Annotated in this window: 23 protein-coding genes; 16 read left to right on the forward strand and 7 right to left on the reverse strand. The window is 66.4% G+C overall.

Annotation, left to right across the window (positions count from 1 at the left end):
* Positions 1 to 73: 73 nt before the first annotated feature.
* The 3 genes from ACLQ7E_RS20045 to ACLQ7E_RS20055 all read left to right on the forward strand — a co-directional run bounded on the left by ACLQ7E_RS20045 (position 74) and on the right by ACLQ7E_RS20055 (position 4,738).
* The gene (locus ACLQ7E_RS20045) at positions 74 to 2,776 is read left to right on the forward strand and encodes a GNAT family N-acetyltransferase (RefSeq protein WP_411734340.1); all 2,703 of its coding nucleotides are present in this window, start codon (positions 74 to 76) and stop codon (positions 2,774 to 2,776) included.
* 75 nt (positions 2,777 to 2,851) lie between these two features.
* The gene (locus tag ACLQ7E_RS20050) at positions 2,852 to 3,529 is read left to right on the forward strand and encodes a DUF5998 family protein (RefSeq protein ID WP_411734341.1); all 678 of its coding nucleotides are present in this window, start codon (positions 2,852 to 2,854) and stop codon (positions 3,527 to 3,529) included.
* Between the two features lie 24 nt (positions 3,530 to 3,553).
* Positions 3,554 to 4,738 carry an alkaline phosphatase family protein gene (locus ACLQ7E_RS20055; RefSeq protein WP_411734342.1) on the forward strand — a complete coding sequence of 395 codons (1,185 nt, stop codon included), beginning with the start codon at positions 3,554 to 3,556 and terminating at the stop codon, positions 4,736 to 4,738.
* 84 nt (positions 4,739 to 4,822) lie between these two features.
* Here ACLQ7E_RS20055 and sepH read toward each other — a convergent pair whose 3' ends face one another.
* Positions 4,823 to 5,917: a septation protein SepH gene (sepH, locus tag ACLQ7E_RS20060; RefSeq protein ID WP_411734343.1), complete on the reverse strand. Its 1,095-nt coding sequence runs from the start codon at positions 5,915 to 5,917 to the stop codon at positions 4,823 to 4,825.
* A 332-nt stretch (positions 5,918 to 6,249) separates the two neighbouring features.
* Between sepH and ACLQ7E_RS20065 the strand changes: the two genes are divergently transcribed.
* Positions 6,250 to 6,558 (forward strand): DUF4193 domain-containing protein, encoded by a 309-nt coding sequence (locus ACLQ7E_RS20065; RefSeq protein WP_411734344.1) that lies wholly within the window; start codon positions 6,250 to 6,252, stop codon positions 6,556 to 6,558.
* A 129-nt stretch (positions 6,559 to 6,687) separates the two neighbouring features.
* On the opposite strand, the gene ACLQ7E_RS20070 is transcribed toward ACLQ7E_RS20065, so the two are convergent.
* Positions 6,688 to 7,239 carry a DUF3093 domain-containing protein gene (locus tag ACLQ7E_RS20070; protein ID WP_411734345.1) on the reverse strand — a complete coding sequence of 184 codons (552 nt, stop codon included), beginning with the start codon at positions 7,237 to 7,239 and terminating at the stop codon, positions 6,688 to 6,690.
* 135 nt (positions 7,240 to 7,374) lie between these two features.
* On the opposite strand from ACLQ7E_RS20070, the gene dut reads away from it, so the two are divergent.
* The 5 genes from dut (at position 7,375) to ACLQ7E_RS20095 (ending at position 12,648) form a co-directional block, all read left to right on the forward strand.
* Complete coding sequence (gene dut, locus ACLQ7E_RS20075; protein WP_411734346.1) at positions 7,375 to 7,845, forward strand: dUTP diphosphatase; 471 nt, start codon at positions 7,375 to 7,377, stop codon at positions 7,843 to 7,845.
* 48 nt (positions 7,846 to 7,893) lie between these two features.
* Complete coding sequence (locus ACLQ7E_RS20080; protein ID WP_411734347.1) at positions 7,894 to 8,691, forward strand: DUF3710 domain-containing protein; 798 nt, start codon at positions 7,894 to 7,896, stop codon at positions 8,689 to 8,691.
* Between the two features lie 4 nt (positions 8,692 to 8,695).
* Complete coding sequence (locus ACLQ7E_RS20085; RefSeq protein ID WP_411734348.1) at positions 8,696 to 9,103, forward strand: hypothetical protein; 408 nt, start codon at positions 8,696 to 8,698, stop codon at positions 9,101 to 9,103.
* 53 nt (positions 9,104 to 9,156) lie between these two features.
* Positions 9,157 to 9,882, forward strand: a complete 726-nt coding sequence (locus ACLQ7E_RS20090) for a DUF3159 domain-containing protein (RefSeq protein WP_411734349.1) — start codon at positions 9,157 to 9,159, stop codon at positions 9,880 to 9,882.
* Positions 9,883 to 10,131: 249 nt separating this feature from the next.
* Positions 10,132 to 12,648 (forward strand): hypothetical protein, encoded by a 2,517-nt coding sequence (locus tag ACLQ7E_RS20095; protein WP_411734350.1) that lies wholly within the window; start codon positions 10,132 to 10,134, stop codon positions 12,646 to 12,648.
* A gap of 16 nt (positions 12,649 to 12,664) precedes the next feature.
* On the opposite strand, the gene ACLQ7E_RS20100 is transcribed toward ACLQ7E_RS20095, so the two are convergent.
* Together ACLQ7E_RS20100 and ACLQ7E_RS20105 are read right to left on the reverse strand one after the other, a co-directional pair.
* Positions 12,665 to 13,336, reverse strand: coding sequence for a potassium channel family protein (locus ACLQ7E_RS20100; protein ID WP_411734351.1), 672 nt, complete (start codon positions 13,334 to 13,336; stop codon positions 12,665 to 12,667).
* A complete protein-coding gene (locus ACLQ7E_RS20105) occupies positions 13,336 to 14,019 on the reverse strand; it encodes a potassium channel family protein (RefSeq protein ID WP_411734352.1) in 684 nt (227 codons plus the stop codon). Before ACLQ7E_RS20105 ends, ACLQ7E_RS20100 begins: the two co-directional genes overlap by 1 nt.
* Before the next feature lie 159 nt (positions 14,020 to 14,178).
* Here ACLQ7E_RS20105 and ACLQ7E_RS20110 point away from each other — a divergent pair, with 159 nt between their 5' ends.
* The 4 genes from ACLQ7E_RS20110 (at position 14,179) to ACLQ7E_RS20125 (ending at position 21,264) form a co-directional block, all read left to right on the forward strand.
* Positions 14,179 to 16,227, forward strand: a complete 2,049-nt coding sequence (locus ACLQ7E_RS20110; protein WP_411734353.1) for an APC family permease — start codon at positions 14,179 to 14,181, stop codon at positions 16,225 to 16,227.
* Complete coding sequence (locus ACLQ7E_RS20115) at positions 16,224 to 17,576, forward strand: class I SAM-dependent RNA methyltransferase (RefSeq protein ID WP_411734354.1); 1,353 nt, start codon at positions 16,224 to 16,226, stop codon at positions 17,574 to 17,576. The genes ACLQ7E_RS20110 and ACLQ7E_RS20115 overlap by 4 nt, the downstream gene beginning before the upstream one ends.
* A 179-nt stretch (positions 17,577 to 17,755) precedes the next feature.
* On the forward strand, positions 17,756 to 20,461 hold the full coding sequence (gene acnA / locus ACLQ7E_RS20120; protein ID WP_411734355.1) for an aconitate hydratase AcnA: 2,706 nt from the start codon (positions 17,756 to 17,758) through the stop codon (positions 20,459 to 20,461).
* Between the two features lie 269 nt (positions 20,462 to 20,730).
* The gene (locus ACLQ7E_RS20125; protein ID WP_411734356.1) at positions 20,731 to 21,264 is read left to right on the forward strand and encodes a hypothetical protein; all 534 of its coding nucleotides are present in this window, start codon (positions 20,731 to 20,733) and stop codon (positions 21,262 to 21,264) included.
* A gap of 215 nt (positions 21,265 to 21,479) precedes the next feature.
* Here ACLQ7E_RS20125 and ACLQ7E_RS20130 read toward each other — a convergent pair whose 3' ends face one another.
* On the reverse strand, positions 21,480 to 21,908 hold the full coding sequence (locus ACLQ7E_RS20130) for a low molecular weight phosphatase family protein (RefSeq protein ID WP_411734357.1): 429 nt from the start codon (positions 21,906 to 21,908) through the stop codon (positions 21,480 to 21,482).
* 205 nt (positions 21,909 to 22,113) lie between these two features.
* Between ACLQ7E_RS20130 and dxs the strand changes: the two genes are divergently transcribed.
* The 3 genes from dxs to ACLQ7E_RS20145 are packed head-to-tail and all read left to right on the forward strand — an operon-like array spanning position 22,114 to position 25,263.
* Positions 22,114 to 24,081: a 1-deoxy-D-xylulose-5-phosphate synthase gene (dxs, locus tag ACLQ7E_RS20135; RefSeq protein WP_411734358.1), complete on the forward strand. Its 1,968-nt coding sequence runs from the start codon at positions 22,114 to 22,116 to the stop codon at positions 24,079 to 24,081.
* On the forward strand, positions 24,078 to 24,677 hold the full coding sequence (locus ACLQ7E_RS20140; RefSeq protein ID WP_411734359.1) for a DUF402 domain-containing protein: 600 nt from the start codon (positions 24,078 to 24,080) through the stop codon (positions 24,675 to 24,677). The genes dxs and ACLQ7E_RS20140 overlap by 4 nt, the downstream gene beginning before the upstream one ends.
* A gap of 13 nt (positions 24,678 to 24,690) precedes the next feature.
* A complete protein-coding gene (locus tag ACLQ7E_RS20145) occupies positions 24,691 to 25,263 on the forward strand; it encodes a hypothetical protein (protein WP_411734360.1) in 573 nt (190 codons plus the stop codon).
* A 114-nt stretch (positions 25,264 to 25,377) separates the two neighbouring features.
* Here the strand turns inward: ACLQ7E_RS20145 and ACLQ7E_RS20150 are convergent, their stop codons facing one another.
* Both ACLQ7E_RS20150 and ACLQ7E_RS20155 read right to left on the reverse strand, forming a co-directional pair.
* Complete coding sequence (locus tag ACLQ7E_RS20150; protein ID WP_411734361.1) at positions 25,378 to 25,590, reverse strand: hypothetical protein; 213 nt, start codon at positions 25,588 to 25,590, stop codon at positions 25,378 to 25,380.
* A 126-nt stretch (positions 25,591 to 25,716) separates the two neighbouring features.
* Positions 25,717 to 26,418: a maleylpyruvate isomerase family mycothiol-dependent enzyme gene (locus ACLQ7E_RS20155; protein WP_411734362.1), complete on the reverse strand. Its 702-nt coding sequence runs from the start codon at positions 26,416 to 26,418 to the stop codon at positions 25,717 to 25,719.
* Positions 26,419 to 26,541: the final 123 nt, after the last annotated feature.

A 26,541-nucleotide genomic window follows, 5' to 3' on the forward strand; every position in this document is an offset into this window, starting at 1 on the left:
GGTTTCATGTCAAGCCGCGGCTCCGGCGCGTCGATCCAAGTGCTCGCGCGACGCCGACCGCTAGGCTAAGCCTATGGTGGATGGTCGTAAACCCGGTGAATATCCGTCCCATTGGGAAGCAGACGTTGTGCTGCGCAACGGATCCACGGCACATCTACGTCCGATTCAACCCGCTGACGCCGACAATTTGCAAAAAATGCACAGGGGGCAGTCGGAAGCCTCGGTCTACATGCGCTATTTTACGTACAAATCCTCGCTCACCGCCAAAGAGCTCAAGCGTTTCACCGAGGTCAACCACGTCGACAGGGTGGCCTTCGTGGTGATTCGGGGTGAGGACATCATCGGCGTGGGCCGCTACGACAGGCTGGAAGACCCCACCGACGCCGAGGTCGCATTCAACATTTCCGATGCCTACCAGGGCATGGGCGTGGGTTCCATCCTGCTTGAGCACCTGGCCGCAGCGGCCCGCGAAAACGACATCGAACGCTTCTCCGCCGAGGTGCTTCCGGAGAACCGGAAGATGCTCACGGTCTTCGCCGAGGCCGGCTATGCGGTCAAGCGGCACTTCGACGAGGGCGTGGTGATGCTCGAGTTCCCCATCGACCCCACGGAGAAGTCCCGTGCGGTGATGGAATCGCGCGAACACCGTGCCGAGGCCAAGTCGCTGGCCGGGCTGCTGGCCCCTGCCTCCATCGCCGTCATCGGCGCCAGCCGCGAATGGGGCACCATCGGCCACACCCTCCTGCACAACATCATCGAGGGCGGATTCACCGGACCCGTCTACGGGGTCAACCCGCAGGCCTTCGAGCTCGGCGGGATGCGGAGCTACGGAACGGTGGCAGAGATCCCCGGCCCCATCGACCTGGCCGTCGTCGCCGTGCCGCAGGAACAGATCCACCCGGTCATCACCCAGTGCGCACATGCCGGGGTCAAGGGACTGCTGATCGCCACCGGCGGCTTCGAAAAGGACGGCGAGGCAGGACTGGCCCGCCAGCGGGAGTTGGTGCGGCTGGCCCGCGGCAACGGCATGCGCGTGATCGGCCCCGCCTCCCTGGGCCTGGTGAACACCGACCCGGCCACGTCCATGAACGCCTCGATGGCACCCGTCATGCCCAAGCACGGAACCGTCGGGCTTTTCAGCCAATCCGCAGCCATCGGGGTGCTGCTCTACGCGGCCTCGGTGCGCCGCGGCGTCGGAGTTTCCTCGATCGTCTCTGCGGGGAACCGGGCGGATGTCTCGGGCAACGACGCCATGCAGTTCTGGGAAGACGACCCCGGGACCCGCGCGGTGGGCCTGTACCTCGAGTCATTCGGCAACCCGCGCAAGTTCTCCCGCATCGCCCGCCGGCTCTCGCACTCCAAGCCCGTCATCGTGGCCAAGTCCGATGTCATGGGCCTGCGGCTGCCCCCGGGCCACGCGGTGCGCACCACCCAGGCGCCCACCGCCGCGGTGGATGCGATGCTCCGCCAATCCGGGGTGATCCGGGTGCGCACCAACGAGGAATTGATGGAGATCGCGCAGGTCGTGGCAGCGCAGCCGTTGCCGGCCGGCAACGGGTTGGCAGTGCTCTCCAACTCCGCGGCGCTGGCGTCCGTGGTTGCCGATTCCGCCGAACAAAACCATCTTGACGTGGTGGTCTCGGATGCCGAGGTGGCCCTTGAAGATGGCCAGTCCCGTGCCCTGCCGCAGCTGGCCGCGGCCCTTGAACGCGCGCTCTCAAACACCCGGGTGCATTGCGCCATCGTCACCCTGTTGCCCACCGTCGGGCTGGGCACCGCGGTGCTGGCCGCCTGCATCCGCGAGGTCGCCGAGGCGGCAGGGAAAACCGTGGTTGCCGTCTTCCCCGGCATCATCGAGGCCACCAGCCGGGCAGACGGCTTGATCGATGCGGGGACGGACCCGGAGGGGCGCGCCTACGGGCTGCCCTGCTACTCCAGCCCGGGGGTGGCGGTGAATGCGCTGGCGGCTGTCGTGCGCTATGCAACGTGGCGCTCGCGTGAACAAGGCGAGGTCATGGAGCCGGAGGGCATCAACGTGCCCGCGGCGGCAGACTTCATCGAGGACGCGCTGGCCACGGTGCAGGGAGTTGACCTGCTGCGGCTGCCCAAGGCTAAGGCGGCGCAACTGCTGGGCCACTACGGGATCCAGGTCCTTGAATCGGCGCGCTTTGACACGACCGAGGAGGCGGTGGCCGCCGCGACGCGGCTCGGCTTCCCCGTCGCGCTCAAGGCCCGCGACGAGCACCTGCGCCACCGGCTGGACCTGGGCGGGGTCAGGCTGAACATCACCGACGAGGCCGCCCTGCGCTCAAACATCGGGCACATGCGCGAGGTCCTGGCCTCTTATTCGTCCAAGGATCTCGAGGTCCAGTCCATGGCCCCGGCGGGCCAGGGCTGCGTGATCCGCGCTGTCGAGGACCCGTTGCTGGGCCCGGTGGTCTCCTTCGGCCTGGCCGGGGACGCGGTGAACCTGCTCGACGACTGGGCGCACGGCATTCCGCCGCTGACCAACACCGACCTGTCCGACCTGGTGGGCACCCCGCGGGCCGCGGCACGCCTGCGCGGCTACCAGGGACTGCCCTCCGTGGACCTGGGCGCCCTCGAGGACCTGCTGAACCGCGTGGCCACCCTGAAAGACAACCACCCGGAGGTGTCCCTGCTGGAAATCAACCCGGTCATGGCCACCACGAACGGCACCACGGTGCTGGCCGTCGAAATCTGGCTGGGCAACCCGGAACACCGCACCGATTCGGCCCGACGCGCCATGAGCCACTGACGGTGCAGCCCGCCGGCCGGGGCGCGCACCGCACACCCAGAGCTCCCGGTGCGCCCCCTTCGGTAGACTAGGGGCATGACCCCCCTTTCTTCTGCCCCCGGCCCGGCCCTGCAAGCTGACCTCGACCGTGCCGGGTTCTACCCGAAAATGGTTGCGGACATCATCGACGAGGCACTCGACGGCCGGGAAACCGGTGCCCACCTGGTGCATCTGGAGACCCACTTCGACCAGCACGAGGTCCACCGCCACATCACCGTCCTGGTGCTGGCCGAGGACGTCCTGCTGGTCGCCCACGTCGATGACCAGCAGCTGGACGAGAAGGGCAAGGAAGTCATGGCCCAGGTCTCCACCGAGCTGGTCCAGCTCTCCAAGGTCACAACCGTGGCCACCAGCTACGTGTACCACCAGCCACAGAACTACCGCACCGGCGACATGGTCAAGGAACTGACCCTGGGCATCGCCTGGGCCGGCGCCCAGCGCATCGACCTGGCCCCGGCCGGCTGCGCGGACCCCGCCTGCGATGCCGACCACGGCTACACCGGAACCTCGCAGCAGGAGGACCTCGTGCTGCGCGTGAGCGCCGAGGCCGATGGCGTCAAGGCCGTGACCGCCGCCCGCAGCTTCGCCAAGTCAATGCGCCGGGCCTCGGCCCCCCGCGGCACCGATGTTCGGCCCGCAGCTGCGCCGTCACCGGTCGCCGAGGTGCGCGGACGCGTCGGTTCGCGCTTCGGCCGAAACACCCACCAGGGCTAAGGCCACAAGGGAGAACCCGGCCTCGTGGCAACCAGCATCCGCAGAACCCCGGCCACCGCATTGCCGGCGGCCCCGCCCTATGGCAGCAAGACCATCGCCGAGCTGCTGCCCAGCGCCGCGGCGGCCCTGGGCATTGAGGGCTTCGAGAACCCCCTGGGGCTTCCCGCGGCCAACCGCATCTGTGTGGTGATGGTTGACGGACTGGGCAAGGCCCTGCTCAAGGCCCGCGGGGGACACGCCCCGTTCCTGCGCAGGCTCATGGAAAACTCCCAGACCTTGCTTGCCACCTTCCCCTCCACCACCGCCGCCTCGCTCACTTCCATGGGCACCGGCCTGCCGCCGGGGCAGCATGGGGTGGTGGGCTACGACGCCGTGGACCCGGCCCGCCGCCGGGTCGTCAACCAGCTTGGCGGCTGGCCCAAGGACCTGGACCCGGTCTCCTGGCAGCCGAACCCGACCGTGTTCGAAAAGGTGGCGGCCGCCGGGGTGCACACCGCCACGGTGTCCCTGTCCCAATTCAAGGATTCGGCCCTGACCAAGGCCGCACTGCGCGGCCCCGTTTTCGCGGCGGCGGAGTCCCCTCACGCCCGGGTGCGCACCACCTGCGAGATCCTCGCGGCAAACCCGCGTGCCCTGGTGTACTGCTACTTCAACGAGCTGGACAAGGCCGGGCACCGCTACGGCAAGGACTCGGCGCAATGGGGCAACGCGCTCGAGGACCTGGACTCGGTCATGCGCACCCTGGCCGCCCGGGTCCCGGCAGGCACCCTGCTGCTGCTGACCGCCGATCACGGGATGGTTGACGTGGACGAGAAATGGCGGATCGACTATTCCGAATTCCCGGAACTCGTGGACGGGGTCGAACTGACCGCCGGCGAGCCGCGCGGGGTGCAGTTGCATTTCGCTGCCCAGACGCCGCCGGCGCAGCGCGAGGCGGTGGCCGAGGCCTGGCGGGAACGCTTTGGTTCCAAGGCCTGGGTCCTCGGCCGCGACGAGGCCATCGACCTGGGGCTGTTCGGGCCGGTGGACGCCCACGTGCGCGAACGCATCGGGGACCTGCTCATCCTGGCCGCGGAGGACATCGCGTTCCTTGACGGGCGGCGGGTCAAGCCCGCAGCGTTCACGATGATCGGCCAGCACGGCTCGCTCACCCGCGCCGAGTGCGAGGTTCCGCTACTGACCCTGGCGCGCCCGAAGTCCGGGAAGTAGCGCACCAAAGCGAAGACCCGGTTTTTGGCAAGAGGAATCTTGGCAAAAACCGGGCCTTGCCCGTGGGCCGTGGCCCGAGGCTGATTAGTCGTTGTTGTTGCGCCGACCGAAGACGATCTCGTCCCAGCTGGGCACCGAGGAACGCTTGGCCTTCTTCTTGCCGCCGGCCTCGTCGTCACTGGCCGCGGATTCGGAACCCTCGGCCGATTCCCCGTCTTCCGGGACCTCGCGGCGCAGGTTGGGCACCAGCGAAATGGACGTGGTGCGCGTGCTGACACCGTCATAAAGCCTGGGCAGCCCGTCGTCCTGCGGCCGGGGGCCGGCCAGGCGAGGGTCGTCGTCCGGGTGCGGGGAGCGGGAAAGCATGGCTGCCAGGGCGTCGTCGCCCTCCTCGTCGATCCCCAGGCGCTGCCCGCGGCGGGCGCTGAGCGCGTCCAGGAGTTGCTCGGAATCGGCCACTGCGGCTTCGAAGTCGACCTCGTCCCCATCCGCCTCGACGTCAAAGGGATCGTCGGCGACGGCGGTCAGGCGGCGAGCACCCACGGGCGCGTCGAGCGGTTCAAGCTCGCTGAGGACCTGGGCCCAGCGATTCGCGTTTTGCAGCGACTTGCGGTTGGGGTGGAATGACCACCGGGCGGCCGATTCCTCGGAACCCGAGTCCAGGGCGATGCTCGCGTCTGTTTCGGGCAAGTCGAAGCGGGCCACGACGTCCCACGAACCATCGGCCGCACGCCAGGCGTCCCAGGCCAGGGATTCGTTGTCGATGCCCAGCGAGTGGATGCGGTAGGCGACCATCTCGCCGAGGTTGGCCGGTTCCTCGCCAAAGATGCTGCGGTAACCGTCATGGGTCTGCGGGGCAGAAACTTCCACGTTGCGTGCCTGGGAGGCAATGTACTCGCGCTCTGCCAACACCGGGCCCTCATAGCGCATGATGCGCTCCAGGGACATGCCGGAAACGGCTGCCACTTCCTCGGCCGTGGCACCGGAACGGATCCGGGCCTGGATGTCGCGGGGCGACAACGGCGCGGCCTGCGCCTCCGAACGATCGGCCCGGGCTGCTCGAGTCAATGCACTGCGCAGCGCTTCATCGACGGGCAACACAAAACTGTTCCCATCATCGCTGCTCAGGTGCAGGCTCTCACCGTTCTCGTGGATTCCCACCAGTCGGAGTTGACGCATGACTATCCTCCACAAACCGTCGTGTTGTGACTAAAACCTTGCCACCTACGGGAGCAAATACCTAAGAGGTGCCTTGGTGTGGCGCGGACCGGCTTCATGATTATTCCCACGGAGGTGCCCAAAAGTCGGTAAAACCGGGTAAAAAATCCCGTCTTTGGGCCCGAAGATGCAATGATGAACAGTCGGTTCCCGGCCGGGCACAAAAATGCGTGATTCTGCGTTGAATCATAAGCGCATCCAAACGCGTGGGTTGACCAGGGGACCGGAACCGGCCCCGGGGCCGCCCAATACGGACAACAGCTTGAACCAAGCGGAGTGTGAAGCAGCAAATTATGGCAACCGACTACGATGCACCTCGGAAGCATGCCGAAGACGATGAGAAGCCCGAGGCCCTGCCCGAGCTGAAGGCGCAGCGCAACACCAACACCAACGCCTCGAACCTCATTGACGAAGACGAAGCGGCCCTGGCGGACAGCTATGAGCTGCCCGGTGCCGATCTCTCCGGCGAAGAGCTGGCGGTCATGGTGCTGCCGGCGCAGGCGGACGAGTTCACCTGCGCCTCCTGTTTCCTGGTGCGGCATCGCTCGCAGATCGCCCTTCAACGGGACGGCCTGGTCTACTGCACCGACTGCGAGGGCTAGGCGCCAGGCAACCTCCGGCGCCGCCCTTTGCACCGTGGATAGCACGACGCCCGCCACCCGAAACGTCCCTTGGAAGCGGACGGATACGGGTGGCGGGCGTTTTTCGCCTCTTTAAAGGGGCGAGCCGGCTTATGCGGTGCCGGGTTCCTCGGCGATGTCGGGGGAGTTGTTGGCCTCCGCTTCGCCGTTCTCCACCGGCTCGCGGTACTGCACCATGACGCCGCCCAGGGCCGCGGCGAGCTCCTCGGGCCGGCGGGTCGAGGTCAGCCAATACGGGGTGGAGTCACGCTCGTCGGTGATCTCGATGCGCACCACCGGGTCGATCCAGCCACGGATGCACATGAAGGCGATGCCGTTCAGGCCCGGACCGCGTTGGTGGTAGGCCGCCGCACCGCGATAGCCGGTGACATCGCCAATGAACTCGCGTTCGATGGTGGCGCGACCTACGCGCACGGTTTCATCGCGGACCTCGATGGTCGGGGTGCTCGTGATCAGGGCGAAAGCGATCAGGCCCAGGGCGATGATGCCGGCAACGACACCCCAGCTGATGCCCACCGGCATGAATGCGACGGCGGCGGTGGCGCCCAGGCCCAGCGTTACGAGCCAGATCCACCAGGAGGGCCACAGCTTTTCTCTGAAGTGGACGGGGGCAGGTTGCGGTGGTGAAGGGTTCTCGGCCATACCCACAAGCATAGGCGGTTGGGTGTTGCTTCCCGGCCAGCGCAGGCGCGCGCGAGGGACTAGAGTTAATGGGGAACGCCAGTGGCCGTGCCGCGGCCCGAACCTCAATCTTGAACCCCCTGGAGTGGAAAATACATGTCCGAATCGAGAGTCGATATCGCCCTGAAAATGCTTGATCCGGAGCTGCCGGTTCCGAGCTATGCGCACGAGGGCGATGCGGGAGCCGATCTCTGTGCCCGCGAGGACGTGACGCTCGCCCCGGGGCAACGGGCCCTGGTTCCCACCGGTGTCTCCCTGGCGATGCCCCTGGGCTACGTCGGGTTGATCCACCCGCGTTCGGGCCTGGCCACCAAGCACGGCCTGACCGTGGTCAATGCGCCGGGAACCGTGGACGCCGGGTACCGTGGTGAGCTGAAGGTCACGTTGTTGAACACGGATGCAACCACCCCGATCGTGCTCAAGCGCGGGGACCGCATCGCCCAGCTGGTGATCCAGAAGGTCGAGCGGGCCCACTTCATCCAGGTCCAGGATCTTGACGACTCCTCGCGCGGTGCCGGCGGCTTTGGTTCCACCGGTGGTTTTGAAACCGCAAACAGCAGCCACTAGCGCCTGCCACCGAAATCTCACGGTCGATACAGCAAGAAAGCAACTTCCATGATTTTCAAGCGTAAGAAGAAGGCCGTCGCAGAAGCGCAGCCCGAACAGACCATCGCCGAACTGAACGCCGCGGCCGCCAACGAGACCAAGCAAGCGGCAGGGGACGGGCCGGAGGAAGCCCCCGAGGCAGCACCGCAGGACGCACCCGCGGCCGCCGTGGATTCCTCGCGCACCGCGCCGGCACGCACCGAGGGGCCGTTCGACGGGGACGACTTCGAGGACCACGACGGCTACCTGGACCTGGGGGCACTGCTGATCAAGCCGGTTCCCGGCCTGCAGCTGCGCCTCGAGGTCGAGGAATCCACGCAGCGCGTCATCGCCGTGGCCTTGGAGATTGGTGGCTCGCGCATGCAGCTGCAGGTCTTCGCGGCACCCAAGACCGATGACCTGTGGCCCGGCATCTCCACTCAGATCGCCACCGGCATCGCCGACCAGGGCGGGGAAACCGAAATGGTCCCCGGCCGCTTCGGCAATGAATTGCTCGCCCGCGTCCCGCAGACCGCGCCCGATGGCCGACAGGGCCACGTGGCGCTGCGCTTCCTGGGCGTCGACGGGCCGCGCTGGTTCCTCCGCGCGGTCATCGGCGGCGCCGCGCTGACCGACATGGCCGAATCCAAGACCATGGAGGACGCCCTGGCGCAGGTCGTGGTGGTGCGTGGCGACACGCCGATGCCGCCGACCGAGCTGTTGCCGCTGACGGTTCCCTCCGGTGCGCTGGCCAGTCCGGATGCCGCGGGCCAAGCCCCCGGCACCGAGCGCCCCGAACGCGGTCCGGAAATCACCCAGATCGGCTGATTCGTTGCCCAAGGACAAGCCGGTAAAGGCGAAAAGGTCGCAGGCGCCCGAAAACGATGCGTCCCGGCCCACCGGCGAGCCGGGACGGGCGGGGATCCAACGCCTCGCGTCCCTGGCCGAGCTTCCGGTGCGTGGACGCATCGCCCACCGCGGCTACGTCGAATCGATGACAATCCTTCCGCCGGCGCAGGCCCCGGCCTTCACCGTGACGGTCGTTGACCGTCCGGCGCCTCCCGGGGGCCGGCGCAGCGCGGTGCCTCACCTGCGGCTGGTCTTCGTGGGCCAGCGCCGGGTCCCGGGACTCGTGGCAGGCTCCCGGATCAGCTACGAAGGCATGGTCGCGCCCCTGGACTCGGTGCCCACGGTATTCAATCCGCGCTACGAGATCCTGCCCGAGCGCACCGTCCGCTAGCGGCGCACCGCCCCATCCCGCCCTCGAGTCGCACCCAAGGACAATAGATCGCAATGAACGAGCACAACGAAGAAACGCCCCAGCCGGAGGACAGCGATCCCGGTGCCGAGGACGTGGCACGGCGCATCGGCGCCAACGCCGGCATCGAACGCCGCGACGATGGGCAGATCGACGTGCTCAAGACCATTGGCGGGGTGCGCGGGCTCATCGAGTCGCTGCTGCCGGGCCTGGTCTTCCTGGCCATCTTCACCCTCTGGCAGCAGCTCAACGCGGCCCTGATCGCCTCGGTGGCCGTGGCCTTGGTGTTCACGGTGCTGCGCCTGGTGCGCCGCGGAACCCTCACCCAGGCGCTGACCGGCCTGGCGGGCGTGGCCATCTGCGCGATCTTCTCCCGGGTCACCGGGGAAGCCAAGGACTACTACGTTCCCGGCTTCTACACGAACCTGGCCTACGGCGGCGCCCTGGTCGTTTCCATCCTGGTCCGTTGGCCGCTGATGGGCGTGATCTTCGGATTCATCCGCTCGGAGAACACCCAGTGGCGGGAAAACAAGCTCCGGGCCAGGCAATACGCCTGGGCGACCTGGATCGTGGTGGCAGTCTTTGCCGCACGATTGGTTGTTCAGTTTCCGCTGTACTTGGCCGACAACGTCCCGGCACTGGGCGCGGCGCGACTGGCCATGGGCGTGCCGCTCTATGCGGCGGGGCTGTGGGTCGCCTGGATGATCTCGCGGCCGCAAAAGGCACCGACCGGCGATCCGATCCCGGGCCCAATCGCCTAATCTGCCCTTTTCGGAGGATTGCCCCGGTGCAGGGCACCGATCGCCTTCGTGCACCCGGCAGCAGAACTGTGCGAGGGACGCAGGCAGAGAAATGCCAATCCTGAATATTTCATCAAAGAAGACTTGAATTGAGCTGAATGCGGGGCTGAAAATTGGCTACCGGTGTCGCGCCGATCAGCGGTGCGGCGATGAATGGCACAGCCGTCCGCATGCGGACCATTTGCGGCGGAGCTGGCTCAAGGGGGAGTCATGGCGGATCCAAACCTGCTCGAGATCAGGATCCACGGCGTGCGAAACACGCCGGCACACGAGATGCTTCGCGTGCCCGCGGCGGAAGTTCTCTGGGGCAGGGGAGACGCATCGGCCGGTTTCTCAACCACCCAGGACCCGGATGCCCACCACCGGGTCGAGGCATACTCCTGGGGCTTGTTGGCACGAAAGACCGGACTGCCCAAGCTTGGCCGCGCCGGGGATGCAGTGGTTCGCGTGCTGTGGTTCGGCCTGGCTCCGTTTGGCCTGGTCAATGCCGCGTTCTGGTCCCGTGAGACGCTTCTCAAGGATCCTGCCGCGCCGGATCTTGCCGGGCAGGGGACACCAAGGGAGCAAATCTCCGCGCTGGGTAGGGAAATCAATTCCGCTCGCGGAGCCGGTGCCATTCGGCTGCTGGGACTGCTCTTGACCCTGCTTCTGGTCGGGACGATTGCCTCGATCGCCATGCGGGTCGATACCGGTGTCCTGTTCCAGAAGTTCGAGATCCTCATGCGCTTGAACCGCGGCCAGGAACTGGCCGCGGCCGGTGCGCTGTGCGCCCTGGTGTCGGGGGTTCTGTGGCTGCTGCCGAAGCTGGCCAACATTTCCTTCCATGGAGCCCCACATCTGGGCCCGGACGCGGCGCCTGGTGGCGGGCCGGCCTCCGAGCTTGGGGCGGCCAACACGCCGCTGGCCCGGCGCTACTTCTGGGAAATCGGCACCTGTACCTCTGGACTCGCGAAAAACCATCTGACGGCAGCCTTTGCGTTGGTTTCCGGGCTGCTCGCGGTCATGCAGCTGGAATCACGGAAAGAAGTCACCTGGTCCTTGAGTGAGTCCTCGGGCCGATTGGTGATGCTCGGATCCGTCGCCTTCGCACTGCTGCTCGTCGCGTTGGTGCGCAGTGTGGCCTACCGCCACCCCCAGGCCATCGACAAAGCAGCGCTGGTTGCCGGGGTGGCTGTGCTGGCGGCGGCGTTGTCGATATCTGCTCGGGGAGATGCTCCGCTGGGCCGCAGCGAACCGTTTGACGTGACCTTGACAGCGCTAATCCTTGTGGTGCTGGTAACCCTGCTGGCAATCTGGGTCCAGTGCCGCACCGCGACGACGACCGAAACCCCGGCCGGCGAGGTGGGGTGGAACGGAACCGGGCCGTTCGTTTTTGGGTCCCTCGCCACAGGTTTTGCCTTGCTCCTGTCCTTCGCCGTGGTTCAGATGGCGGACCTGTTGCCCGGCGGACCGACACCTCCCTTGGTGTTGGCGCTCAGCAGCCTGGGGTTCGTCATCCTGGTGGTGGCAGGCGTGGTCTATTTGATTTCCGCGCGTCCCACCAAAGACGGCCCCCAAGGCAACGAGATGGCGGACGTGGCGCAATCCCTGCAATGCGATCAATGGGTGGACTCCGATGAGTGGGACAAGGATCGGGCCAAGGATCGAGTCTGGAAGTCACGGCGTTGGACGTCGTTGCTGCGCCGGGCCGAGAAGCTGGCCGGCTTCACGGGATGGTCACTATTCGCCAGTACCCTGTTCTTCGTGGCGTTCACCGTGGGGCGCATGCTGTACGTCAATGGCTATGTCGTCAAGCCGTTGGAAAAGGCATTCGCATCGGAGCATGTCGTGCGCGCCATCGGGGCCGTTGGCCTATGGGCGGCCATGGGCGTGATCCTTGCACTGGTTCTGGTGTCGGCCAAGAAGGAGGCCCGTCCCGTCGCACTGTTGTGGGACTTGATGTGTTTCCTGCCGGTCCAGGGGCACCCTTTTGGGCCGCCGTGCTATTCGGTGCGCGTGGCTCCGGAATTGGCCGACCGGATCGGGGACTGGCTCGACGGAGCCGATGACAGGTACTTGCCGGCGGGATCCACCGAAATACCGCCGGAACGACCCGAATTCGGTGCCGAATCGTTCCCTGAGCGCAAGGTGGTGATCGCCGCCCATTCGATGGGGCTGGTCCTGGCGGTTTGCATGCTTTTCCACGCACGGGCCGCCGGAATGGCGGATGACCAATTCAAGCGCATCGGCATTCTCAGCTACGGCGTCCAGGTGCGGAGGTACTTTGCCCGGTTCTTCCCGGCGATCATGGGCCCGGAGGTCCTCTCGATCGTTCCGGCAGGGTCCCCGGACATGTCCCGCCGGGATCCCTGGCCCATCCATCCGCTGCCGCTGGTTGCAGGCGGCGAACCGGAGGTCGGCGTAGCCCAGGTCGACGCCGCCCGCGCAACGGATGCGCAGAACGCCGCCTGGGCCCTGTCCTCCATGATCGGGAATCGTTGGATCAATCTCTATCGCCCGAACGACCCCCTGGGCTACGGGTTGCACTACGTTGGAGGCCTGCCCGCGAATTGGGAAATGGAGTATCCCCTGCGGGACCGGCGTGCCGAGGAATTCGTCCGCGACGCCTACCAATTCAAGGTTGCCGGACACTCGTTCTATTTGCAGACCGACGCCTATGCGCAGGGCATCGAGGCAGTGACGGCGCGGGTGAACGCCGCGTCCGGGACGAACCCGCCGGCCGGCTGAACCTGCCGGCAGTTGCTCAGGAGTCGCTGCGCGAGTCCCGCAGCACCGTGCGCAGCTGGTCTTCGGCCACGATCGTGGTGACGAAGAACAGCTCGTCCCCGCCCTCGATGACATCGTCCTGACTGGGAGCCAGCGGCACGTCGTCGCGCAGGATCGCCACCACGGTGGCGTCGGCCGGCCACGGCACCGAGCCGATGGTGCGCCCGATCATCGAGGAGTCGTGCGGCACGGTGAATTCCACCATCGAGACCACACCCGACTGAAGCGTCATCAGGCGCACCAGGTCGCCGATCTCCACCGCCTCCTCGACCAGGGCGGTCATCAGCCTTGGGGTGCTCACCGCGACGTCAACGCCCCAGGCGTCGTCGAACATCCAGTCGTTCTTCGGGTTGTTCACCCGGCCCACGGTGCGCCCCACCCCGAACTCGCTCTTGGCCAGCAGGGAAACCACCAGGTTCACCTTGTCGTCGCCCGTCGCGGAGACCACCACGTCGACCTCCTCGAGCTTGGCCTCCTTGAGCACCGAAAGTTCGCAGGCGTCCCCGAAGAGCCAGCGGGCGCCCTGCACCCCGGCACGCGAGACGACTTCGGGCTTCTCGTCGATGAGCAGCACCTCGTGCCCGTGGCTGATCAATTCCTTGGCGATGGAGCTGCCCACAGACCCTGCTCCGGCAATCATGACCTTCATTACGTGTTTTGCTCCGTGGTTGGTTTGGGGGCGGCCGAGAGGACCTTCTCGATGTCCTTGTCGGCGTTGACAGGCATCATGGCGTGCACGATGTCGCCCTGCTGCAGCCGCATGCCCGGCACGGGCAGCACGCCTTCGCCAAAGCGGGAGAGGTAGGCGATGCGGATCGGGGCGGCGGCCTCGAGCTCCTCGAGCCCGTAGCCGTACCAGCCCTCGTGGATGTTCACCTCGCCGAGGATCAGCCGGCCCGAGGCCTCGCGGAAGTCCCCGTTCAGCGAGTGCTCGGGCAGGATCCGGCGCAGCACCTGGTCCGAGCTCCAGCGCACCGCTGCAACCGTCGGGATGCCCAGTCGCTGGTAGATCTCGGCCCGCCCCGGGTCGTAGATCCGCGCCACGACGTGCGGGACATGGTAGGTCTCGCGGGCCACCCGGGTGGCCAGGATGTTGGAGTTGTCGCCGCTGGAGACCGCGGCGAAGGCGTAGGCCTCGGAGATCTTCGCGCGTTCCAGGGTTTCGCGGTCGAATCCGACCCCGGAGACCTTCAGGCCGGAGAAGTTGCGGCGCAGGCGGCGGAAGGCGCGGTCGTCCTGGTCGATGATGGCCACCGAGTGCCCGGCGTCGTCGAGCGTATGGGCCAGGGTCACGCCCACCCGTCCGCAGCCCATGATGACGAAGTGCGCCATGATCCATCCTTTTTGTTCCCACCGTGGTGCCAACGGTCATTCGCGGCACGGTTCGTTCACCAGTGTTTCACGATTCGGGCCCCCGATGCGGGATTCTTCACGTCGCCCCCGACGGTGTGGTGTATGACAGGCCGGGGCAAAGGGGGCTAGCTTTGGATCGTGCTTTCATTTCTCGACGCGTTGAAGCGGATTCTGGTGGGGCGCCCCTTCAGGACCGAGCGCCTGAAGCAGGCCCCGCTGCGCAAGCGCCTTGCGCTGCCTATTTTTTCCGCCTCCGCGCTTTCCTCCATCGCCTACGCGCCGGACGAGGTGATGCTCACCCTGGCGCTGGCCGGGCTGGGCGCCATGGCGTTCTCGCCCTCGGTGGGCCTGGCCGTCATGGTCGTCATGCTGGTGATCATTGCCTCCTACCGCCAGTCGGTGAAGGCCTACCCCTCCGGTGGCGGGGACTACGAAATCGCCTCGGTGAACCTGGGCCCGCGGGCCGGGACCACGGTGGCGGCTGCCCTGCTGGTTGACTTCGTGCTCACCGTGGCGGTGTCAATTTCCTCTGCCTCGCACTACATCATCGCCGCATTCCCCGCGTTGGCCGGGAGCCAGGCATGGCTTGCCACCGCCGGGGTCGTGGTCCTGACGGTGCTGAACCTGCGCGGGCGGGGCCGGTCCAAGATCGGTACCGCCGCGCCCGTCTACCTGTTCATCGGGGTGGTCCTGGTGATGCTCGCCGCGGGCGGGATCCTTGCCGCTACCGGCACCCTGGGCACGGCCCCAAGCGCAGGCTTCGAGGTCGTTCCCGACCCGGACTACCCCCACGGGCTCACCGGCCTGGCCGGGGTGCTGCTGGTGCTGCGGGCCTTCTCCACCGGATCCGCCGCGCTGACCGGCGTCGAGGTTCCGATCTCCAACGTCCACACGCTGGCCGCCCCGAAGGCGCGCAACGCGGCGATCGTGTTGTTGCTGCTTGGCCTTATTGCCGGAGCCCTGACCCTGGGGACCATGTACCTGGCCCGGGCCGTGCAGGTCCACGTGGTGGAGGACCCCGCCACCGGCCTGCGGTTTAACGGCGGTCCTATCCCCGCCGACTACATCCAGCATCCGGTCCTCGGACAGGTGGCCGAGGCCATCTTCGGGGGCGCCTCGATCGGTTTCTACCTGGTGCTGGCGCTGACCGTTGCGGTGCTGTTGATAGCCGCACACACCTCCTTCAACTCCTTCCCCAACCTGGCCTCGCACCTGGCCACCGACGGCTACCTGCCCCGCCAGCTGCGCACCCGTGGGGACAGGCTCGGCTTCTCCAACGGCATCCTGGCCCTGGCCATTGCCGCGATCGTCCTGATCTGGGTGTTCAACGCCCATGTGCCGACCCTGATCCAGCTCTACGTGGTGGGGGTCTTCGTGTCCTTCACCCTGAGCCAGCTGGGCATGATCAGGCACTGGGGCCGCGAACTGGCCCAGTCCCCTGACAAGCGGGTGCGCGCCCGCATCCACCGCTCGCGGCTGCTGAACCTCGCTGGCTTTGCGCTCACCGCCGCGGTGCTGGTCATCGTGCTGGGCACCCGCCTGGTCCACGGCGCCTGGCTGGCGGTGTTGGGCATCGCGGTGCTTTTCCTCATGATGGACTCGCTGCACCGGCACTACGTTCAGGTGGATGAGGAACTTGCCATTGGCGGGGACGAGTCGGCCACCGCGCTGCCGGCCCGGGTCCACGCCCTGGTGCTGGTCTCCACGCTGCGCAAGCCGGTGCTGCGGGCCGTGGCCTTCGCCCGCGCCTCACGGCCCTCGAAGCTCGATGCCATCGTGGTGGACGCCGACTCGGAGCGCACCGAGGCGACCCTGGCCCAGTGGGCGGCCCTGGGCATCCCGGTGCCGATCACGGTGCTTGCCTCCCCGTACCGGGAGATCTCCGCGCCCCTGATCGAGCACATCCGGTCGATCAAGCGTGATTCCCCGCGCGATCTGATCGTCGTCTACATTCCCGAATACGTGGTGGGCCGCTGGTGGGAGCAGCTGGTGCACAACCAGACCGCCATGCGCATCAAGAACCGCCTGCACTACGAGCCCGGGGTCGTGGTGGCCTCGGTGCCGTGGCGCCTGGCCTCCTCCGACGTCTCGATGTTCCTGGGACCCACCGAGGAGGGCTCGGCCGGCGCCAAGACCAAGACACACTCTGCAGCACCCCCGATTTCCAAGCCGAAAGACAAGCCATGAGCACGCAAGAAAACATCCTGAAGGTGCGCCTGGGCGCACCCGCCCACGGCGGCCACACCGTCGCCCGCCACGAGGGCCGGGTGATCTTCGTGCGCCACGGCATCCCCGGCGAACTGGTGTCCGTCGCCGTCCGCGACGACGGCGAGAAGGCCCGCTTCTGGCGCGGCGACGTCGTCGAGGTCCACGAGGCCTCAGAGGACCGGGTGCCGCATTTCTGGGCCCAGGCCGACTCCCTGAGTGCCGCCCCGCGCGGCGTCCTGCCGGTGGGCGGCGCCGAATTCGGGCACATCGCCCTGGATGCGCAGCGCGCGATCAAGGGACAGATCTTCGTCGAGCAGATGCAGCGCCTGGGCGGCATCGACGTGGCCGAACACGGCTTCACCGCGGTTCGCGCCCCCGAGGGCGAGTCCGCCGACGGACTGGGCTGGCGCACGCGCACGGCCTTCGCGGTCGATGCCAAGGGCCGCCTGGCCATGAGCGCCTTCCGCTCCAACGACCTGGTGCCGGTCAAGGAAATGCCGCTGGCACACCCGAAGATCAACGAGCTGGCGCTCTGGGATCTGCCGCTGGCAGGCATCAGCCGCATCGAGGTTGCCGTCGGATCCGGCGACGATGGCGGGGTGCTGGTGCTCTTCATCGAGGACGGAACGGTTGCCGGGGCAGCGGGCCGCGCGGCCAAGCGCCTGCCCGAGGGAACCAGTGCCGCGGCACTGACCCAGGTCGGGGGATCGGCTGCCGACGGGCGCGGTGCCCTGCAGCGCTTGCGCGGGCGGACCTGGCTGTCCGAATCGGTGGCGGGCCACGACTACCGCATCACCGGCGAGGGTTTCTGGCAGATCCACCGTCTGGCCCCTGCCACCCTGGTCGAGCGTGTGATGAGCCAGTTGGCGCCAGGCTACGGGACGCGCATCGCGGACCTCTACGCCGGGGCAGGTCTCTTTAGCGCCCCGCTGGCCAAGGCCGTGGGCGACGACGGCATGCTGCTGTCCATTGAGGGCGCCCCGGGAACCAGCAAGGACGCGCTGAAGAACCTGCGTGAATTCCCCCAGGCGATCATTTCCCAGGGGCGTGTTGAAAAGACCTTGTCCAGGGAATTGAATACGCGCAAGGCCAAGCTGGATTCGATTGTGCTTGATCCGCCGCGCACCGGTGCCGGCAAGACCGCCGTTTCCGCGATGGTGCGTTCGGGCGCCAAGAAGATCTCCTATGTTTCGTGCGATCCTGCATCATTTGCCCGCGACACGGCCGATCTCATGGCCTCGGGGTTCCGCTTGGAAGAGGTTGATGTCATTGACCTTTATCCGCACACACACCACATGGAAACCGTGGGACTGTTTGTCCGCCACTAGGCGATGATGTGACTCCGTCCCGCCCGAAAATGTCGGGTTGGCGGGGTCACATGGGCGGCGGGGGATAGACTGTTTATAGCTCTGCCGCAATAAAACACAGGTAAACTCAGTTAGGACCGCCTAACTGGATTTCCTTGTGGGCGTGCAACGAAGATGTAATTCTGGCGAGAGGAGTCCCCGTGAGCAATGTGGACAGTTTTGGTGCCAAGGGCGTATTGGACGTCAAGGGCAACGAATATGAAATTTACCGGCTGAACGCCGTCGAAGGTGCGCAAAGCCTTCCGTACAGCCTCAAGGTTCTTTTGGAGAACCTGCTTCGCACCGAAGATGGCGCGAACATCACCGCAGAACACGTCAAGGCCGTAGGCCAGTGGGATGCAAATGCCGAACCGAACACCGAAATCCAGTTCACCCCTGCACGCGTCTTGATGCAGGACTTCACCGGTGTTCCTTGCATCGTTGACCTCGCCACCATGCGCGAGGCAGTCAAGGAACTTGGCGGAGACCCGACCCGGGTGAACCCGCTCGCACCTGCCGAAATGGTCATCGACCACTCCGTGCAGATCGACGTTGCCGGCAACGCCGGTGCCCTCGAGCGCAACATGGAAATCGAATACCAGCGCAACGGGGAGCGTTACCAGTTCCTGCGTTGGGGCCAGACCGCATTTGATGACTTCAAGGTAGTTCCCCCGGGAACCGGCATCGTGCACCAGGTCAACATCGAGTTCCTGGCTCGCACCGTGATGACCCGCGAAGTTAATGGCGTGCTTCGCGCCTACCCCGACACCTGCGTCGGCACCGACTCCCACACCACCATGGTTAACGGCATGGGCGTGCTGGGCTGGGGCGTTGGCGGCATTGAGGCCGAGGCAGCAATGCTCGGCCAGCCCGTCTCCATGCTGATCCCGCGCGTTGTTGGCTTCAAGCTCAACGGATCGATCCCCGCTGGTGCCACCGCAACCGACGTTGTGCTGACCATCACCGAGATGCTGCGCAAGCACGGAGTTGTTGGCAAGTTCGTCGAGTTCTACGGCCAGGGCGTTGCCCAGGTTCCGTTGGCAAACCGCGCCACCATCGGCAACATGTCCCCGGAATTCGGTTCCACCGCGGCCATGTTCCCGATCGATGACGTCACCCTTGACTACCTGCGCCTGACCGGCCGTTCCAAGGAAAACGTGGACCTCGTTGAGGCCTACGCCAAGGAACAGGGCATGTGGCACGACGCCGACCGCGAGATTCGCTTCTCCGAGTTCCTCGAGCTCGACCTGTCGACGGTGGTTCCCTCCATCGCCGGGCCGAAGCGTCCGCAGGACCGCATTGAGCTTTCCGGCGCCAAGGAACAGTTCCGCAAGGACATCCACAACTATGCCGCCGGTGCAGCCGACGAACTGAACATTGGTCGCCCGTCGACCAGTGTTGAGGTCACCAAGGCCGATGGAACGAGCTTCTCCATCGACCACGGTCTGGTCTCGATCGCTTCGATCACCTCGTGCACCAACACCTCCAACCCCTCGGTCATGCTTGCCGCAGCTCTGCTGGCGCGCAAGGCAGTGGAAAAGGGTCTGGTGTCCAAGCCGTGGGTCAAGACTTCCGTCGCCCCGGGCTCGAAGGTCGTCACCGAGTACTACGAAAAGTCCGGCCTCATGCCGTACCTGGAGAAGCTTGGCTTCTTCATCGTGGGCTACGGCTGCGCAACCTGCATCGGCAACTCCGGCCCGCTGGACGCAGAGATCTCCGAGGCCATTCAGGCTCACGACCTCTCCGCAACCGCAGTGCTCTCGGGTAACCGCAACTTCGAAGGCCGCATCAACCCGGACGTGAAGATGAACTACCTGGCCTCCCCGCCATTGGTCATCGCTTACGCCCTGGCCGGCACCATGGACTTCGACTTCGAAACCGATTCCCTGGGCACCGACACGGACGGCAACGAGGTGTTCCTCAAGGACATCTGGCCGACCCCGACCGAGGTTCAGGCAACGATGGATTCTTCCATCGACGAGGGCATGTTCGCCAAGGGTTACGAAGGTGTCTTCGACGGCGACGATCGCTGGAAGGCGCTCGACACTCCGGCAGGCAACACCTTCGAGTGGGCCGAGGACTCGACCTACGTCCGCAAGCCCCCGTACTTCGAGGGCATGAAGGCCACTCCGGATCCGGTGCAGAACATTGCCGGTGCCCGCGTATTGCTGAAGCTGGGCGATTCGGTCACCACCGACCACATCTCCCCGGCCGGTTCGTTCAAGTCCGATTCCCCGGCTGGACAGTACCTGCTGGCCAACGGCGTGGATCGCAAGGACTTCAACTCCTACGGCTCCCGTCGTGGCAACCACGAGGTCATGATTCGCGGTACCTTCGCGAACATCCGTATCCGCAACCAGCTCCTGGACAACGTTGAGGGTGGCTTCACCCGCGACTTCACCGTCGAGGGTGCACCTCAGGCCTACGTCTACGATGCTGCGCAGAACTACGCTGCTGCAGGTACCCCGTTGGTCGTCTTGGGAGGCAAGGAATACGGTTCGGGCTCCTCGCGTGACTGGGCAGCCAAGGGCACCGCACTGTTGGGTGTCAAGGCAGTCATCACCGAGTCCTTCGAGCGTATTCACCGCTCCAACCTCATCGGCATGGGCGTTCTGCCCCTGCAGTTCCCGGTTGGCGAAAACGCCGAGACCCTGGGCCTGACCGGCACCGAGACCTTCGCAGTCGAGGGAGTGACCGAACTCAACAACGGCACCACCCCCAAGACCCTGAAGGTCACCGCCGTGGCGGAAGACGGCAAGACCGTCTCCTTCGACGCCGTCTTGCGCATCGATACCCCGGGCGAAGCAGATTACTACCGTAACGGTGGCATCCTGCAGTACGTCCTGCGTCAGATCACCGCCAGCTAATTAGCTAGCAACGATCCACGCTCGCAAGGGCGGGTTGGTTGAGGAATGATCCTCGGCCGACCCGCCCTTGCGGCATTTAATGTAGCGGTGGTTTTGGATTTTCGAAGCGCACGCCCGGGGATGCGGCCGATGGAACGATTCGTCTAGCTCGGCTCGGCTCCGGGACGCGATCCCGGGCCATGAAGGGAAACCTGCGGCTCAATCACGTAAGAATTCCATGCGGAATTCTTCAATATCGGCTCAACGCGATGAGCCGCTGTGGCATATCCATGGCAACCGATCCGGTTTTGGGCTTTACTGGTCATACACCCATTGTCGCCATTGGAACGAGGTCGAAAATCATGGATTCAGGCCAGCTGGTGTGGACCATCGTCATAATCGTTGTCGCACTGGTAATCCTTGGACTAGTGCTCTTCTTTGTCCAACGACGGAAAAAGGAGAAGGACCACGAGCGGGCGGAAACCCTCCGCCAGTCGGCGGTCGACGACGAGCTCAATGCACGGGAGAGCGAAGCAAAGGCCGCCAGGGCGGCAGCGGACGCGAAGCAGGCGCAGGTTGACGCCGACCGCCTCCAGGAAGAGGCCCGTAGCCAGAATGCGGACGCCCAGTCAGCACGGTCCAGCGCCCATGAACAGGCCAAAAGGGCTCAATCGCTAGACCCGGATGCCGAAACCAGGGGAAGCCAGAATCTCGATTCGTCCGACGCTCGACAGGACCCGATCGACGATTCGAATCAGCCGAATCGGCCTAGCGGAACCGAAAATGGCAGGGCCAACCGGGACGACGGCGCGACCGGGCACTGACCTGCCACCAATGTCGCGGCCCGGCACGGCAACCACCGCCGTAACCAGGGTCACCTGCGGCGGCAAGGCGATAGACCCCGGGCGGACGGCCTGAGAACATCGACGCGGCACGCCCGAGGTTCCTGGCGTCCGAGGGCTCGGGGAGATCGATACCCGCCGCATTCGCAGAAGCCCGCCTCGGGAGACTTCCGGGCGAGGCTCCGGGACATCAGGGACTAGAAGGTTGCCGTCCCGAGCTCATCGTTCAACGCTGTGACCCGGGCGGCAATGTCGTCCCGCAGGAACTCCATGCGCTCGCGCTCCGTCGCCAGATCGGCGGGGGCCTCGGCGGGAACCCAGCGTTCCATGGTGACGCCCTCGAGCTCGGGGACCTTCGCCTCGCCGACGATGACCACCCGGTCGGCGGCACGCAGCGCTTCCTCGGTCAACGCGGTGGGGACCTCGGCACGCATGTCGGCGCCGACCGCCTGAACCACCGAGGCTGCCAGCTCGTTGATGTGGTGGGCCGGAATGAGCCCGGCAGATGTCACAGCCACCGCATCGCCCGCCACCTGGCGCAGCAGTGCCGCGGCCAGCTGTGACTTCCCGCCATTGGTGTTGCAGACAAAGAGGACCGAGGGGGTGGCGGGGCGCGAAGTGCTCATGGCGGTGTGGATCCTAGGGCTTGGTGGTGGATGGCAAAAGGCAGGGCGTTGCCCGTTCCATGATCCTACGCAAGGGTGGCACCACCGAACCAATACCCGGCGGAGGTGGGGCGGGACACTGTGGCGTGCACCGCCATGGTGCCCGGCGGCAAGGGACGAGCGGTAAGATTGAACGGGTATTTGCCACTGCGAAAGGACTGCCTCCGTGCCACTGCTTCCGACCATCAAGGAACCGCGGGACCTGCGTGGCCTGGACGCGGCTAAAATGCACCAGCTGGCCAAGGAAATTCGATCCTTCCTGATCAAAAACGTGGCACGCACAGGAGGCCACCTGGGCCCCAACCTCGGCGTGGTCGAGCTGACCCTGGGCATCCACCGGATCTTCGATTCACCCACCGACTCCATCATCTTTGACACCGGACACCAGTCCTACGTCCACAAGCTGCTGACCGGACGCCAGGACTTCTCCACGCTGCGCCAGCAGGGCGGGCTCTCCGGGTATCCTGAACGCGCCGAATCCGTGCACGACATCGTCGAGTCCTCCCACGCCTCCTCCTCGCTGTCCTGGGCCGACGGGATCTCCCGCGCCCGCAAGCTCACCGGGGAAGGCGACCGTTACGTAGTCGCCCTGGTCGGCGACGGAGCCCTGACAGGCGGCATGGCCTGGGAAGCCGTCAACAACATCGCCGCCGACAAGGACCGCCGCGTGGTCATCGTGGTCAACGACAACGGCCGCTCCTACGCCCCGACCATCGGCGGGCTCGCCGACCAGCTGGCCGGGCTGCGCCAGCGCCTGGACATGTTCCGCACGCTCCCGGCCTACGAAAGCACCATGGACCGGCTCAAGAACCGGTTGAAGGACTCCGGCCCCGTGGGCCAGTTCACCTACAAGTCCCTGCATGCCACCAAGAAGGGCATCAAGGACTGGTGGGCACCCCAGGGCCTCTTCGAGGACCTGGGCATGAAATACATCGGCCCCATCGACGGGCACAACCAGGCCGCCGTCGACCAGGCGCTGCAACAGGCCCGTAACTTCGGCGGTCCTGTCATCGTGCATGCACTGACCGAAAAGGGCCGCGGCTACGCGCCTGCCCGCGCCGACGAGGCCGACCAGTTCCACGCGGTCGGGGTCATCGACCCGCAGACAGGCGAACCGGTCTCCAAGGCCTCCGCCCGTTCCTGGACTTCAGTCTTCGGCGAGGAAATCGCCGACATCAGCGATGAGCGCAAGGACATCGTGGCCATCACCGGTGCCATGCTGCAGCCGGTGGGCCTGAAGACCATGTCGGAACGGCACCCCGACCGGGTGCTTGACGTGGGTATCGCCGAACAGCACGCCATGACCTCGGCCGCCGGCCTGGCCTTCGGCGGCCTGCACCCGGTGGTCTGCGTCTACGCGACCTTCCTGAACCGGGCGTTCGACCAGCTGCTCATGGACGTGGCCCTGCACAAGGCGGGCGTCACCGTCGTGCTTGACCGTGCCGGGGTCACCGGACCGGACGGGCCCAGCCACCACGGCATGTGGGACATGGCGCTGATGCAGATCGTGCCCAACCTCCACCTGGCCGCCCCGCGCGACGCGGTGCGGCTGCGCGAGGAATTGCGCGAGGCCGTGGCCATTTCGGATGCACCCTCGGTCGTGCGCTTCTCCAAGGGCAACGTCGGCCCGGAGATCGTGGCCATCCAGCGCCTGCACGACGGCGTGGACGTCCTGGCCAAGCTCGGCTCCGGCGAGGAACGCGACGTGCTGATCGTCTCCGTCGGCGCCATGAGCGAACTCTGCCTGGATGTCGCCGGCCGGCTCAACGCCCAGGGCATCACCGTCACGGTGGTCGACCCGCGCTGGGTGCTGCCGGTGCCGCGCTCCATCATTGGCCTGGCAGCCCGCCACCGCATCGTGGTCTGCATCGAGGACGGGGTCCGCGCCGGCGGCGTGGGCTCGCGCATCCGCCAGGAAATGCGCGCAGCGGGCGTCGACACCGCCCTGAACGAGGTGGGACTGCCCACCGAGTTCCTCGCCCACGGCACCCGCGACCAGGTCATGGAGCGGGTGGGGCTCACCGCCGACCGGATCGCCAACGACACCCTGGCCCAGGTGCTGGGCACCAAGGTCCCCTTCGCCCGTCCGCTGCCGGGGGCCGAGATGCCCACCGGACAGATTCCCCAGCTGTGAGCGCAGCAGCACCGGTGCCCGCGAACCTGCCCCGGGACCTGGCCGGCGCCGTCGCCGGCGACATCGTGGTCGCACGGGCCTGGAAGTACAACGGGGCCCCGCATTGGGTGGTCCCTGGGTACTATGTGGGTGCCGACAGCCACGGCCACTGGATCTACCAGCCCGCCGGCTCGCTGGTCTCGCGCCCCGGCCACGGTCACTGGGCCGACACCGATGCTGTGTGCCTGGTGCCGCGCGCCGGGCAGTGGCTGGGCACCTTCTATGACGACCCCGCCGAGGACTTCCGCGTGTACCTGGACCTGTCCACCCAGATCGGCTGGCGCAAACTGGCCCGCGGCGGATGGGAAGCCAATTCCGTGGACATGGACCTCGATGTCATAGACTCGCGGTCACGGGGGATCTACCTCGACGACGAGGACGAATTCGCGGAGCATGCCTCACTCATGGGCTACCCGCAGGACCTGGTGGCGTGCATCAGCGACGAGGCCAGGCACCTGCTGGGTTCCCTCGGCAAGTCGCACGCCCCCTTCGACGGCACCGCGACCGGCTGGCTGGCCCGCGGCCGCACGGCATTTTCAGACGCATCATCCCGCTAAGGAGCACCACCGCATGTCAATAGTCCGCACCTACCGCCGCGACGAAGACGGAACCATGTACTTCCGCGAGGCCTGGTTCACCACCTATGAGGGCGAGGACCTCGGCCAGTTCGTGGTCAACCACGGCACCGTGGGGCACCAGTCGAAGACCGAGACCGCCAAGGACGTCAACCAGGTGACCGCCGACGGCCTGCTGGCGGCGTTCACGGAGGCATGCCAGGAGGACGGCTTCGTGCCCCTGTCCGAGGAAGAACAGGGGTGGGTCATCGTGCAGTACGCGCTCAAGAGCGCCGAGGGAACCGACCGCGACAAGTACCTGGAAGCCGCCGCCAAGGAGGCACTCGTCGGGCACCTGGCCTGGCGCGGCCTGGGCACCGTGGAGTCCTCGGACTACGCCCCGCGCAAGCTGAACATCCGCATCCTTTCCCCGGAGCCCAAGAAGGCGGTCACGGCCATCAAGACCTGCCTGCGCGAGGCCAAGCTGGACTTCACCAAGCTGTCGATCGCAACGGCACCGTTTGAGGACGTGGAAAAGCTCAAGCAGGCGTTCCCGCTGCCTGCCAAGGCACCGTTCACCCTGGTCTAGCGGTCTGGACACCATGCCCGGCAACGATGCATCGTTGCCGGGCATCGTGCTGCCCGGACTTGGGTGCGGGAAGGGTGGGGGCGCGGCCCCAACCTTTTGCGTGGCTTGTTCCCCCTAATTCAGTGGCTTGGTGAATCCGTAGTCGAAATCGCCGCGCGAGATGATCGAAATCCGTTTCTGGCCGGGGGACTGCTCCGGGCAACCGACCTGGTAGGGCACCGCGTGCTCGTCCAACACCGTGAAGTCGCAAGGCACGGCGTTGGCGCCCTGGTCCCCGGCTCCGATCAGGAACCGGGTGTGAGCCGGTGCCTTGAGGTGCAACCCCACGAATTTACCGGTCTCGCGGACAACGCTTTCCTGGCTGAGGATATTGACCGACCCGGGGCTGAATTCCGGATCCTTTGTGGCCGCTTCCGCCGCGGCTCCCCGGCAGGCCCCCGGAACAGTGCGTGCTCAGCCTTCGAGGTCGCCTTCGCTCTCGTGGCTTCCATACGCCGAACAGCGAGCGCGCAGGGTTTCGACCCCCGGGCCGGTGAGCTCATCGCAATAGGCGCCGCGTCCCGCCATGGCCATCGTCAGCGCGATGGTCGTGCCCGTGACCATGGGGCCGTCGCCGGTGGCGAAGGGGCCGTCGCCGGTGGCGAAGGGGCCGTCGGTCGCCTCGAGCCTCAGTCCGGCGATGGCCTTCTTGCCGTCAACCGTGAAGTCCTGCCGGGCGTAGAAGTTGGCGACGGTGGTCAGCACATCCACCGGAAAGGCGCGGACGATCCCCAGCGGGCGACGAATGTCCTCGGAATGCACGACCACTTCCCCCAGCCACGCTTCGGTGGGTCCGAGCGTCGAGGTGGTGCTGGTGGCGATGTCGCGAAAGCGTGCGAGTGTCTCGGCGGGCGTTGCCCCGAGCTGTTCGGCCAGCCGCCGGTCATTGTGGAGGTCGAAATCGAACCTGGCGCCCAGGACGCTGGCGAACCACCGCACCGGGCCCACGCTTGCCGCTGCCGTGAGGTGTGCCAGGGTCTCCCTGACGCTCCAGCGGCCGCACAGCGAGGGCAGGGCCCACCGGGAGTCCTCGAGCGTGGCGAGGTCCTCGGCCAGGGCGGCGCGCTCAACGTGTGCCGCGTTCCACAGCTGGTCGCGATGAAGTTTTCGGGACAAGGAGTTCTCCGAACATGGTGGGGGAGCACCGGATGGGGGGGAAACACAGCGGGCGGGGGCCCATTTTGCGGATTGTCGGCAAAAAATAAACCGCCCCCGGTGGGGGGCGGCAAAAGGCCCCCG

Origin of the sequence: Paeniglutamicibacter sp. (assembly GCF_046714615.1) — a bacterium.
GTDB lineage: Bacteria > Actinomycetota > Actinomycetes > Actinomycetales > Micrococcaceae > Paeniglutamicibacter.